The sequence below is a fragment of the Streptomyces sp. NPDC022910 genome (assembly GCF_055561075.1).
In genome coordinates this window covers 1-11885 of sequence record NZ_JBVHHL010000106.1, presented here as the reverse complement: position 1 = coordinate 11885, position 11885 = coordinate 1, and the positions used below count along the sequence as shown (strand labels likewise).

Below are 11885 nucleotides of genomic sequence, written 5' to 3'. Positions count from 1 at the left end.
AACGCGCCAAGGCGAGACGACGTCCGCCGGACGACCACGCACCGATTTTCACGCACACAGGGTGTCGCCGTCAGGCGACCGGATTACTGACCCCGCGTACCTGATCTCGCAGTACTTCGCCGACACCGCTCCGCTCAGCCTCACCTACACCCGCAACGCCTACCGGTCCTGACGGGCACACCGAAGAGAGGGCTCATGAACACTGCAGCAGACTCCGGCCGAGGCCTGGACCGGCGTGCCATGCTCCGCGGCGCGCTGGGCCTGACGGCCGCGCTCGGTACGGCGGCGACCCTAAGCCTCGGGTCGGCCTCCCGCGCCTCGGCCTACGGATGGACCCGCACTCTTCAGCAGGGCGACAGCGGCTCCGATGTGAAGGAGTTGCAGATCCGCGTCGGCGGCTGGGCCGCATCCAGCGCGCAGCAGACCTACGTCGCCTGGGACGGTGCCTTCGGTGCGGCCACCTACAACGCGGTCAGGCGGTTCCAGTCCGCGTACGGTCTCACGGCGGACGGCGTCGTCGGCCCGCAGACCCAGAGCGTGCTCAACAGTCTCGAAAGCAGCGACGGTTCCACCGCACACTTCGACTGGAGCGAGTTCTACTCCCATGACGGGTCCGGCTTCAGCGGCGGGCAGGTGGGCGCCGCCGAGGTCAAGGAGAACGTGCGTCGGCTGATGTACAAGCTCGAGGCCGTACGCAAGAAGGCCGGCAACAGCGCGATCACGATCAACTCCGGTTTCCGTAGCGTCTCCTACAACGCCTCGGTGGGCGGCGCGTCCAACAGCATGCACGTCTACGGCGTCGCCGCGGACATCGTCGTCTCCGGACACACCACCCTCCAGGTGTACAGGATCGCTGAGACCTGCGGATTCTCCGGGCTCGAGGCCTACACCCACTCCTGGCAGCACGTGGACAGCCGCGTCCAGTACCCCTCCTACGGCTCCGGTTCCTGGTGGTGGGAGAGCGGCGTCGTGTGACCTCCCTCCGCCCACACGCGTCGACCCGCCCCGCTCTTCAGAGGAGTTGACGAATCTTGAAGTTCCGTGCCAAGGCCCTCACCATGGCGGCCACCGTGGTCATCGCGGTCGCCCTGCAGCAGTCCGCTGCCAGGGCCGACGTCCCGCCGCAGCACGCGGTCATCGTGTGCCAGACTGCCAGCTTCTATGCCAACTACGACAGCGCCTCGGGCCCCACCGGCTATCTGCGCACCCTCACCTACGGCAACAAGGTCGGCCACACCCAGGGCGTGCACCCTGTCTACAACGGCTGGGCCGCCACCTTCGACTACGGCCCCAACGACTGGGGCTACGTGCGCATCTAGTGCATCGGCGGCTACGACTCCTGGTGAGCCGTGACAGCCCCGTGTCCCCCGCAACGACAGGGAAAGGAAAGCCGATGTCCGCACTCCGTGCCGGCCGTGCGGCCGCCGTCGTCGCCGCGGTGAGCGCCGCGGTACTGATCGGCGCCGGGCCCGCCATCGCGTACTCGAACGGCACCGTGGGTGTCCGGGAGACCGTGTGCGCCAGTGACCTGTACGTCCGCACCGACCCGGGCGGAGCCTGGATGGGCACGCTCTACAAGGGCCAGACCTTCCTGGTGGAGAGCAAGCAGAGCGGCTGGGCGTACGGCTTCGCCTACGGCGACATCAACCGCCACGGCTGGGTCCAGGACGGCTGGTTCTGCTGACGTCTTCGCCGCAGCGCCGCTGACAGCCGCGCTGCTGTGCGCGGCGCCGTCACGGGAACGGTCGGTGTTTCCCGAACGTGTCCAGGGAAGCACCGACCGGGGGCGCGGGGCCCCGCAGCCACGCCCCCGGTCGTCCTCGCCGGGACTGGACGGCCTCCTGGCGCTCGGGGTCGAAGGCGATACCAGTGGCCGGTCAGCCGACCCTCTTCCACTCCTGGCACCGGTTGGTCTTGAAGTACTCCCCTCCGTTGAGCGTGACCCGGCCCGGCCCTTCAGAGGGGCTTTCGAAGACCGCCGACAGACTTCCGCTGCAGGTCCACCACGACCACGTAAACGCCTTCAGGTGCGTCCCTGCGGCAGAGCCTGCCGACGAGCGGCGAGCTACGGAGGGCGGGAAGGTGGGCGATGCGACGCAGGTAGCGGGTTGCCGCGTGGCGGCTGGTCTCACCGGGGCGGGTCGGCCGCGGAGTCGCGGCGAACATCCTGACCGAGGCTGGCTTCGGCCCGGCCGTCATCGACGCCACGACTGCGGGCATCCACTCACCATGGCGGTGAACACCGAGGCGTAGACGTTCGTGTGCCTGCTTCAGGTCGCACCCGGCCAGGACTCACCCTTCGGCGAGGAAGTGCGCCAGCAAGCGGTCGAAGTCGCTGTGGCCGAGCTCGGCCCCCCGGGGCACCACTGCCTCCGTTTCCTGCAGGAACGCATTGAATTCCTGCGCTGGGGCCTTGAGCAGGGCCGTACCGGACGGCGGGTTGAGAAGGATGTACAAGTCGCGGCAGCCCTCCTCGCCGGTGGGCCATATGCGAACGTCTCCCTCGCCGGCGGGGCCCTCCAGGCCGTCGATCAGCACATCGCGCCCGATGATCCATTCCACCGGCTCGTGGCTGTCGACATCGGTGGTGAATGCGGCATGGACCACATAGGGATCACTTGGCTCGTACCGCAGATTCATGATCATGGGAAAGGACGTCGCATGCACGCCGACAAGCTTCACAGGTAGCCCCTGGATCACAGTTCTCAATGACTTCATTGGGTCTTTCTCCTGGTGTTTCGAGTCATCCGGGGAGGGCCATCGGAAGGGCTGTCGTCGGATTCAAAGGGGCTGCACAGAGACGCGGTTACTGCGAGGACCGGTGGCGGTCGGCACGAGGACACCCGCAGGAGCAGTTCTTCGTGCCGTCGGCAAGGGCGCCCGGCCGACGGGAGCAGGCGAGGCCACTACTTTTGGCCGGGGCCATCACGGAGATGTGGCCAACGGTGGTTGCCGGACAAAGGGCGCCCTTGGTCTCAGCGATCGACGCTGTACTGGTCGTGGTTGTGGTGAACCGACTCGTCACGGTCCCCACCTCGATGCCGGCCGTGGTTGCCGGGGCCCGGTCACGCAGGGCAGAGCCGTCCTTGGACCGGAACGGCACGCTGTCCGAGTCCGAGGAGACGCACATGACCACACAGGTGCCCTGCTTATGGGTCGGTATCGATGCCGGCAAGGGCCACCACTGCTGGGTCGCCATCGACGACACCGGAACCACCATCGAAGGGCCGCCGGATACCGGCCCTTCTGGCCGCGTCACTCGTCGCAGGCCGACCGTCAGCGCAAGGGTGAGTCCACGGTGGGAGTCAGGAGGGTCTCGTCGAGGCCGACGATCTGGCTGATGTCGAAGCCCTCCATGTCCGCGCGGAATTCAGGACTCGACAGGTATGCCTCCAGCCGCTCCTGCACGTCGTCGGCGTCCTTGTAGGAAACGAGGGCGTACAGCCGGGGAGTGTCGCTTCCGGGGGCCGCGGGCACCGTCCAGACGCCGTGGGTGGTGATCCGGTGCTTGGCCATACCGGGAATGTGCTGGGCCCAGATCTTCTCGTAGGCGGCGAGCGCGTCGGAGCTGCGCAGGGTGTAGACGCGAAGCTGGTACTGGGACATGACACTGGTTCCTTTACTTCTGAGCATGGATGGTCGGCGGTCAGCTTTGGGGGAGGAGGTGTGCCAGTTCGGCATCCCAGTCGATGAGTCCGGACTCGGTCCCCCGTGGCACCAGAGCCTGGGTGTCCTGAAGGAAGGACGAGATGTCCTGCACGGGGACCTCGAGCAAGGCGGTGCCTGCGGCAGACCCGAGGGCGATGTAGATCGACTCGTCACCCCGCCCTGTGGCCGACCAGATCCGGACGTCCGCGTGGCCTGCGGAACCCTCCAGCCCGTCAGCCAGAAGATCCCGCCCCAGGATCCATTCGACCGGCTCGTCACAGTCGGCGAAGAAGGCGGCACGGACGACATAGGGATCAGCGGGCTCGTAGCGCAGACGTACGCAGAGGGGCAAGGAGTAGACGTGCGAGACGACCAGTTGCACGGTCACCCGCCGTTCTACGGCTCTCAAGGACTTCTTCATCGGCTTGCGCTCCTGGGTAGGGCTCGGCGGTGCCTCACACCGGCCGGTGGCGAAGAGGCAGCGCGGGCGGAGGCGGTACAGCAGGGCGCGGGCGCCGGACGGCACCGGCGCACCCCATGAGGAGTGGTGCTGCACTCACTCGGCTGGCGGTCGGGGACGCATCCCCGCCGCCGGCAGGGACAGGGCCGAGGAGAACCGCTTGCACGCATGGCCGATGCCCGTCTCACCGGTCGTCGCGGCTCATGTCATGGTGGTGCCTGCCCCCGCCGTTGTGCCCGCAGCGGTCCCCGTCGTGGCGGTAGGACCTCTCGGACGTCCAGCCGTGTCCCTCGCCCTCCCAGCGGTAGAAGTGACCATCGCGGTAGTAGAGCCCGTCGCAGTCGTGCCGGGTCGAATCGCTGCCGTGGCGGTCCTGGTGCCAGCCGCGGGTCTCGTCGCAGGAGTAGCCCCGCTCGAGCAGGTAGCCGACACCGTGGTCCCAGCTGTAATCAGCGGCCACGGCCCCGTCGGTCCGGTGCTGGGCGTGCGTGGACGCAAGGGGCGCGGCCGAAGCGGTGCCACCGGCGCCGAGGACGGCGGCACCGGCGACCGCGACGGAGGAGACAGCGAGGGCGATGCGCTTCGCGAGCTTGTTCATGATCTTTCCTTCCCGAGGGGGGATCTGGGCCAACGGCGGTTCTGCCAGGCGATGTATGACGCCCGGCGTGGCCCGAGCGAGCAGTTCCATACGTCGTATGGAAGTGCGCTTTCATTGTTACCATACGTCGTATGGAAATGTCGAAGTGACGAAGGTAACCGTTGACCGGCTGGCACGAGCGCCAACAGATGTCGCTCTTTAGCGCGAGCTGCCACCCGTGCCAAGTGGATGACCCTGCCGGACTCGGCAGGCGTGCGCACCTGGACTCCGGCCTGCTGGGAGTACTGACCGCCAGGGCAGAGACGCCCGCAGAGACGGCCGCGAGGCCGCGCAGCGGGCAACCGCACGGCCTCACCCGTCTCGCCACGCCCGACGACGTCGTCGTGTACGCCGACGCCCCGGTCCTCCCCGCCGGGCTGGACGGCGAAGCCGTCAGCCTGCCGACTCCCGTGCGGTGCCGCATCAGCCCTCGGGCACTCCGGGTATGGGTTCCCCGGCATCGCCCCGGCGCCCAGCCTGCCGAGCGATCGCCAGGGTGGGCCGCCATCCGGCGGGTGGTCTGAACCTTGGGGAGCCGCTCCCACCCACCCGCGCATGCTCGGCGGAACCCGCTACCCGTCCGTTCACCTGCGAAGCCGTGACCTGGAGCCCCAGCATCTGACTTTTCGATCACCTGTGAGGGTCTTGACGTCCAAGCCATTGCATCTGATGATTTCATCAGAAGGGGCGAATTGCTCTGATATGACACATACCGCACCGTGTGCCGCTCACCGGGACATCGCCGTTCACCACCGCTGCACACAGGGCCGCCGGACCACAGGCCGACGCTCCTACTTCCGCACCAATGGGATGGACCGCGATGACCAACATTGACCACACCCTCCTCGCCGAGCCGGTGAGCCTCCCCGAGGTGCCCGATGCCGCGATAGCGATGATCGATGCCGAGGGCATCGTCGTGGGGTGGACGCACGCCGCTCAGCAGCTCGTTGGTTATGCGGCCGGGGAGGTGGTGGGCCGGTCCGCCGCACACGTGCTGCCGCCTCCCGAGGACGCCCGGAGGGCGTTGGCGTTCGCCGAGCAGTGCCGTGCGCGGGGCGGCTGGTCCGGCACCGTCGCGATAGGCCACCGCGACGGCCACACGCTCAGGATGACGCTGCGGGTCTCGCTGCTACGGGGAGAGGGGGACGACACCCGGTGGCTGGCGTCCGTGACGGACATAGGTTCCCTGTCCTCGGGGGTGACCGGGGGACCGGTGCGGGAGTCGCTCCTTGCCCGAGCCCCGATCGGCATCGTCGTTTATGACGCGCAGCTGCGCTGTGTCTGGGTGAACGACGCCATGGAGCGGCACGACGGCGTGCCTCGTCACCGACGCTTCGGGCGCGGTCTGAAAGACTCACTGCCCGCCGTCGAGGCCGAAGCGCTCAAGGTCGTGATGCGACAGGTGCTGGAGAGCGGCACGACGACGGTGCACGAGTACCGTGCGTGGCCGCCTGCGGACCGGCCCCGTGAGCATGCGTTCTCCGCCTCCTTCTTCTGTCTCCAGGGCGCGGACGGCACCCCGTTGGGCGTGTGCTCCATGACCGTGGACGTCACCGGAAACAAGCGGGCGCGCGAGCGCCTCGCCATCCTCAGCGAGGCCAGCACGCACATCGGCAGCACCCTCGACGTGATGCAGACCGCCCAGGAACTGGCAGAGCTCACCGTGCCCCTGCTGGCCGACCACGCCCTGGTCGATCTCGTGGAGTTTGTTCCGTTCGGCGTCGAGCCGCCTGCACGAACCGGCACGACGAGTGGCCGACCGCCGCTGTTGCGTCGTGCCGGTCTGGCCTCCGTCGACCTGGGTCTCCTCGAGTTGCCGTGGGTGCGTGAAGAAGTGGTCCACCCCCACCCGGACTCGCCGTTCTTCGCCGCCATGCGCACGGGACGGTCGTACCTGGAGCCGATGCTGGACACCCATTCCGGCCCCTGGGTCGACCATGACGCGGTGCGGGCGCAGAAGGTACGCGACAGCGGCGTCCACTCCTTGATGGTCGTACCCATCCGCGCCCGGAGCTGCGTGCTGGGACTGGCGCTGTTCGGCCGTTCCACGGAACAGACGCCGTTCCAGGAGGACGACCTGCTCCTCGCCGAGGAGCTGGTCACCAGGGCCGCGCTCTGTTTGGACAACGCGCTCCAGTACGCGCGCGAGCGCACCGCCGCCCTCACGCTGCAACGCGATCTACTGCCTCATCGTGTGGAGGGCGGTGCTGCCGTCGAGGTCGCCTCGCGCTATGTGCCCGCCGACATGGACCACGGAGTGGGGGGCGACTGGTTCGACGTGATCGAGCTGTCCGGTGCCCGGGTGGCCCTGGTCGTCGGCGATGTGGTGGGACACGGCATCAACGCCGCGGCGACCATGGGCAGGCTGCGCACCGCCGTGCGCACGCTCGCGGACCTCGACCTGCCCCCGGACGAACTGCTGACGCACCTCGACGACACGGTCCGGCGACTGAACGACGAGGACGCCGACGACACCGACCGGGTCCCAGCGGTCGTCGGTGCCACCTGTCTGTACGCTGTCTACGACCCGGTCTCCCGACGGTGCACGCTGGCACGGGCCGGGCATCCGCCGCCCCTGGTCGTCGACGCACAGGGCGGGGTCACCATCCCCGACCTGCCGGCCGGAGCCCCGCTGGGCCTCGGTCTCGGCCTGGTGCCTTTCGAGTCCGTGGAACTGGAACTGCCCGAAGAAAGCGTGCTCGCCCTCTACTCCGACGGCCTGGTGGAGTCCCGCGGCGAGGACATCGACGTCGGCCTGCGGCGTCTGGGCGGCGCCCTGGCACAGCCCGGTGCCGCCCTGGAGGACCTGTGCTCGCGGGCGATGGAGACCTTGTCGGCGCAGGCACCGGCCGACGACGTCACCCTGCTCCTTGCGCGGACGCGCGCCCTGCCACCCGCCCAAGTCGCGTCCTGGGATCTGCCGAACGAACTCGTCACCGTCCCGACGGCCCGGCGTCTGGCCGCCCGTCAACTCCGTGAATGGGGTCTGGAGCCGCTGGTGACGGCCGTGGAGTCGCTCGTCAGTGAACTGGTCACCAATGCGATCCGCCACGGCGACGGCCCGATCCGCCTACGGCTCATCCAGCACCGGGTGCTTACCTGCGAAGTCTCCGACACCAACACCGGTCAGCCACGCTCCCGCCATCCCGGCAATCTCGACGAGCACGGCCGCGGCCTTCACCTGGTCGGTCGGCTGTCGCGCAGGTGCGGTTTCCGCTCCGTAACAGACGGCAAGGTCGTCTGGGCCGAACGGGACCTGCCATCCCCAACCGGTGCCCGCTGAGCGCCGACAGCCGCCACAGGATCCCCATCTGCCGTAGTCGCGGAACCTCGTAATGAAAGCCAGAGACATGGACCCATCGGATGTTGAAATCGCCGACCCGGCAGGCGCCTTTCGAGGTGCGACGAGCGTCTTCGGCGCCGGCCCCCGCGGCCGGCCGCCCGCCTTCGACGGTCTGGCCGCGGCAGTGCTCGACGATCGGGGCACGGTGGTGGGGTGGACCGGCACAGCACAGGACCTGACCGGGTTCTGCGCCGACGAGGTCCACGGCCGCCCCGTGCGGGAGCTCGTGGCTGACCTCCCGCACGACCCGCGCAGGGCCGCACAAGTGCCAGCGACCGGCCGGGTACGACTGCGTCACCAGTGCGGCAACACGATCGACGTCACATTCCGGACCACACGGGTGAGCGGCTCGGCGGACTTCCTCGTGCTCGCAGCCCCCACTCCTCACGTCGCCGACCACCGGCACGGCGCAGCCCTCCTGCGCGCACTGTCCGCGCAGAACCGGATCACGATCGCCCTGCACGACACGGATCTCACCACCGTGCAGACGAACGCCATGCCGGACACTCCCGACGGCCGTCCCGTACAGCCCGGCGCCCGACTGAGCGACGTGCTGTGCGCCGAGGACGCCGAGACCATCGAGGCGGTACTGCGGCAGGTGCTCGAGACGGGCGTCCCGGTGATCCACAGGAACCAGCGAGTGAGCTGGCGACACCATCCGGCGCGGCGGCACGCGCTGTCGCTGTCCGCCTTCCGACTGGAGGACGCGCGACGACGCCCCGCAGGAGTCGCAGCCCTGTACACAGACGACACCGACCAACTGCGTGCCCGCCGACAGCTGGATCTTGCCCACGCGGTCGCCGAGCGGGTGGGGGGCTCCCTGAATGTCGTGCGGACCGCCCAGGATCTCGCGGACGCCCTTGTACCCACCTTCGGTGATCTCGCAGCAGTCGAACTTGCGGACGCCGTCTTCGACGGTGACGAACCCGCAGAGCGGCTGGGTGGCGGAGATCCGCATCTGCGTAACGCTGCTCTGGCGCCGGCCACCGCGGACTGGCCGCCCGGTATCCAGCGCGGCAACCTCGTCCCATCCCTGTCCGACCACCCCCTCCTGCGCCGCTTCCAGCACGGCGAGACGGTCGTCTACGACCGGGACGACTACATCGCCCTGATCGGCGGCCCACATTCGGCCGAGCAGTTCCTCCCGCACGACGTCCAGGCAGTGATGGTGGCACCGCTGCACGCCCGCGGCGTCACCCTCGGAGCGATCGTGGTCTGGCGAACCGGCCCCTCCGAACCGTTCACCGCGGACGAGGTGGATCTCATGAGGCAGATCGCCTCACGGGGAGCACTCGCCATCGACAACGCCCGCCGGTACACGCGCGAGCGCAGAGCGGCCATGGCCCTGCAGCAAAGACTCCTTCCCCCGGCCACGACCGACACTCCGGCAGCCGAGACCGCCGGCGTCTACCTGCCCACAAACCGTGGGGGCGGTACCAGCGGCGACTGGTACGACGCCATACCCCTGCCCGCTCTCCGGCTGGCCCTCGTCGCCGGAGACGTGATCGGCCGCGGCATACCCGCCAGTGCCACCATGGGCCGTCTGCGCGCTGCCATCCAGACCCTCGCCGACCTCGAACTGGAGCCGGACGAGTTGCTCACGCGTCTCGCTGACCTGGTCCAGCGCCTCGCGGCGGAAGCACCCCCTGGCGACCACGACGTCACGGGCGCCACCTGTCTGTACGCGGTCTACGACCCGGTCACCCGACGCTGCGCCATGGCCAGTGCCGGGCACCCGCCGCCCGTGCTCGTGCGGCCCGACGGGAGTGCCGAAGCCGTCGGCATACTCCCGGGGCCGCCCCTCGCTATCTGCGGCATGCCGTACGAGACAACCACCATCGACCTCGAACCGGGCAGCGTCCTCGCGCTCTACACCGACGGTCTGGTCCAGCAAGCCACACACGACGTCTGCGACGGACTCCAGCGGCTGACCGATGCCCTCGCCACCTCCTGCCGCCCGGACCGCGCCCTGGACGAGACCGGCAGGGCCCTCCTCGACAACCTGGTGGACGCAGCACCGCGTGACGACGCGACCCTGCTGCTGGCACGTACCCGCGCCGTACCGGCCAAGGACACCGCTCACTGGCAGATACCGGCTGATCCGGCTGCTGTCTCGGATGCTCGGGCATGGGCGGCCCGCCAACTCACCGCGTGGGGGTTGGACGACCTCCTCTTCCCCACCGAACTCATCGTCAGTGAACTGGTCACCAACGCGATCCGCTACGGTCGTCCGCCGGCGGAGCTGCGACTGATTCGGCACCACGTTCTGGTCTGCGAGGTCACCGACTCCAACACCGCCCAACCCCGTCTGCGCCGCGCTCGCACCACCGACGAGGGTGGACGCGGACTGTTCCTCGTCGCCCAACTCGCCGAGCGCTGGGGCTGCCGCCACGGCCAGAACCACAAGACCATCTGGTCCGAACAGCCGATCGCGCGCGCCCACTGATCACGCCCTGTGGCCATCTTTTGCTCTTTGTGACGGAACGTGACCTCCCGAGAGCGGTTTGCCGGAACTTGAAGAGAATTCGGCTGGGTTCCCCGCTCCGCTGATTGCGGTGACAGGCGCGCTGCCGCCGTAGTTCGGCGGGCCGAACGTTTGGCGGAGCGGGCGTTCAGTAGGTGGGGCCGTAGGGGCTCCAGTGCCCGAGGAAGGGTTTCAGGTCGTCGGCGCGTGGCTCGGGAATGTCGGGCAGCCGGGGCGGTGTGTTCAGTGGGTCGAGGCGGTCCACGGTGGCTGCTGCCCAGCTGATCCATGCTTCGGCTTCGATTCTGGTCTGCCCTTCTGGCATGGCCTCGACTCGTGTGCGTACCACGCTCACGTACTCGGTCAGTCGCGTGGCGTGGCGCCATGCCGCTTGCTGGGCTTCAAGGTGTCTGACGCGGCATGCCTCCGCGTACCGGATGCGGGCTTGTTCCATGGCGGCTTCCCAGCGGATGCGCTTCTGGCGTGCCGCTTCTGCCTCGTCCTGGCGTCTGCGTTCGGCGGCTTCCCCGCGAAGCGTGACCTCCTGTGCGATCTCGGCGAGTTGCTCTTCGAGGGGGCGGCCGGGGGTGTCGGCCATGCGCTCGCCCGGTGTGGCTGGCCGCCGCTGAGGATGATGCGGAGGCGTTCGGACGGGGTGTATGCGAAGCGGGGGATCCTTACCCAGGAGTGCTTCTCGGCCTCGGCGAGTTCCTTCTCGGTGGGCACGTGCTCGGCGCGGTCCTGTTCCTGGAGGACGAGAAACCCCACTGGCTGGCCCTGTGCGGTGATGGTGAAGTGAGGATGTGCCCTGCGGCGGCGATGAGACGGGGGTGCGAAGCCGGTCTGCCCGGCCGAGCAGGTGTGTCCTTCGGCCTCGGCAGCGGTGATCAGTGCCTGAATGAGTCGGAGAGCACGTCCTTGGACGGGCTTGGTCAGGCCGAGCGGCTGGCGTTCGTTCTGCATGGCCCGGATAACGGTGTGCGGCCGAGTGAGCCGCGAGGGCACGGGGACGAGTTCGAGGGCGGCAAGACGCCAGGCGGGGATGTCGACGAGCTTGATCTCGTACCCGTCACGGCACCAGCTTCCGTACAGCTCCTTCGTCGCCAGAACCCTTCCGGACCTGCGTGCCGCGGCGACGCGGGACGACCACTTCTCCAAGTCCGGACCGCTGCCACTCTTGACGATCCTGTCGCCGGCCACCGCGAGCTCCTGCAACAGCTGCTCCGTGAACGTCACACGTGTTTGCGGAGCCTGGTGCGGTTGTACTCGACTTCGATGAAGCGGAAGACGTCGGCGCGGGCCGCTTCGCGGCTCTCCCAGACGGTCGTGCCGA

At 68.7% G+C, this 11885-nt stretch carries 10 protein-coding genes; 5 read left to right on the top strand and 5 right to left on the bottom strand.

Features of this window, described 5'->3' with window-relative positions; genetic code table 11:
* Nucleotides 1-195 precede the first annotated feature (195 nt).
* The 3 genes from ACZ3TS_RS41315 to ACZ3TS_RS41305 all read left to right on the top strand — a co-directional run bounded on the left by ACZ3TS_RS41315 (nt 196) and on the right by ACZ3TS_RS41305 (nt 1684).
* Complete coding sequence (locus ACZ3TS_RS41315; protein WP_450987028.1) at nt 196-975, top strand: D-Ala-D-Ala carboxypeptidase family metallohydrolase; 780 nt, start codon at nt 196-198, stop codon at nt 973-975.
* Nucleotides 976-1031: 56 nt separating this feature from the next.
* The gene (locus ACZ3TS_RS41310) at nt 1032-1319 is read left to right on the top strand and encodes a hypothetical protein (protein ID WP_467627936.1); all 288 of its coding nucleotides are present in this window, start codon (nt 1032-1034) and stop codon (nt 1317-1319) included.
* Between the two features lie 74 nt (nt 1320-1393).
* Nucleotides 1394-1684: a hypothetical protein gene (locus ACZ3TS_RS41305; protein WP_351811467.1), complete on the top strand. Its 291-nt coding sequence runs from the start codon at nt 1394-1396 to the stop codon at nt 1682-1684.
* Between the two features lie 608 nt (nt 1685-2292).
* Here the strand turns inward: ACZ3TS_RS41305 and ACZ3TS_RS41300 are convergent.
* The 4 genes from ACZ3TS_RS41300 to ACZ3TS_RS41285 form a co-directional block, all read right to left on the bottom strand.
* The gene (locus ACZ3TS_RS41300) at nt 2293-2682 is read right to left on the bottom strand and encodes an SsgA family sporulation/cell division regulator (RefSeq protein ID WP_467627933.1); all 390 of its coding nucleotides are present in this window, start codon (nt 2680-2682) and stop codon (nt 2293-2295) included.
* Between the two features lie 594 nt (nt 2683-3276).
* Entirely contained in the window at nt 3277-3606 is a 330-nt protein-coding gene (locus ACZ3TS_RS41295; RefSeq protein ID WP_030645456.1) for an NIPSNAP family protein, read from the bottom strand.
* A 40-nt stretch (nt 3607-3646) separates the two neighbouring features.
* Entirely contained in the window at nt 3647-4069 is a 423-nt protein-coding gene (locus tag ACZ3TS_RS41290) for an SsgA family sporulation/cell division regulator (protein ID WP_467627931.1), read from the bottom strand.
* A 223-nt stretch (nt 4070-4292) separates the two neighbouring features.
* Nucleotides 4293-4706 (bottom strand): hypothetical protein, encoded by a 414-nt coding sequence (locus ACZ3TS_RS41285; protein WP_467627928.1) that lies wholly within the window; start codon nt 4704-4706, stop codon nt 4293-4295.
* 859 nt (nt 4707-5565) lie between these two features.
* On the opposite strand from ACZ3TS_RS41285, the gene ACZ3TS_RS41280 reads away from it, so the two are divergent.
* Both ACZ3TS_RS41280 and ACZ3TS_RS41275 read left to right on the top strand, forming a co-directional pair.
* Entirely contained in the window at nt 5566-8028 is a 2463-nt protein-coding gene (locus ACZ3TS_RS41280; protein WP_467627925.1) for a SpoIIE family protein phosphatase, read from the top strand.
* 67 nt (nt 8029-8095) lie between these two features.
* Nucleotides 8096-10534, top strand: coding sequence for an ATP-binding SpoIIE family protein phosphatase (locus ACZ3TS_RS41275; protein WP_467627922.1), 2439 nt, complete (start codon nt 8096-8098; stop codon nt 10532-10534).
* Nucleotides 10535-10700: 166 nt separating this feature from the next.
* Here the strand turns inward: ACZ3TS_RS41275 and ACZ3TS_RS41270 are convergent, their stop codons facing one another.
* On the bottom strand, nt 10701-11150 hold the full coding sequence (locus ACZ3TS_RS41270; protein ID WP_467627919.1) for a hypothetical protein: 450 nt from the start codon (nt 11148-11150) through the stop codon (nt 10701-10703).
* Nucleotides 11151-11885: the final 735 nt, after the last annotated feature.

Bases quoted from the DNA above. Each gene is read 5' to 3' on its own strand.
- ACZ3TS_RS41315 (WP_450987028.1), top strand. From the start codon at position 196: ATGAACACTGCAGCAGACTCCGGCCGAGGCCTGGACCGGCGTGCCATG.
- ACZ3TS_RS41305 (WP_351811467.1), top strand. From the start codon at position 1,394: ATGTCCGCACTCCGTGCCGGCCGTGCGGCCGCCGTCGTCGCCGCGGTG.
- ACZ3TS_RS41295 (WP_030645456.1), bottom strand. From the start codon at position 3,606: ATGTCCCAGTACCAGCTTCGCGTCTACACCCTGCGCAGCTCCGACGCG.
- ACZ3TS_RS41290 (WP_467627931.1), bottom strand. From the start codon at position 4,069: ATGAAGAAGTCCTTGAGAGCCGTAGAACGGCGGGTGACCGTGCAACTG.
- ACZ3TS_RS41285 (WP_467627928.1), bottom strand. From the start codon at position 4,706: ATGAACAAGCTCGCGAAGCGCATCGCCCTCGCTGTCTCCTCCGTCGCG.
- ACZ3TS_RS41280 (WP_467627925.1), top strand. From the start codon at position 5,566: ATGACCAACATTGACCACACCCTCCTCGCCGAGCCGGTGAGCCTCCCC.
- ACZ3TS_RS41275 (WP_467627922.1), top strand. From the start codon at position 8,096: ATGGACCCATCGGATGTTGAAATCGCCGACCCGGCAGGCGCCTTTCGA.
- ACZ3TS_RS41270 (WP_467627919.1), bottom strand. From the start codon at position 11,150: ATGGCCGACACCCCCGGCCGCCCCCTCGAAGAGCAACTCGCCGAGATC.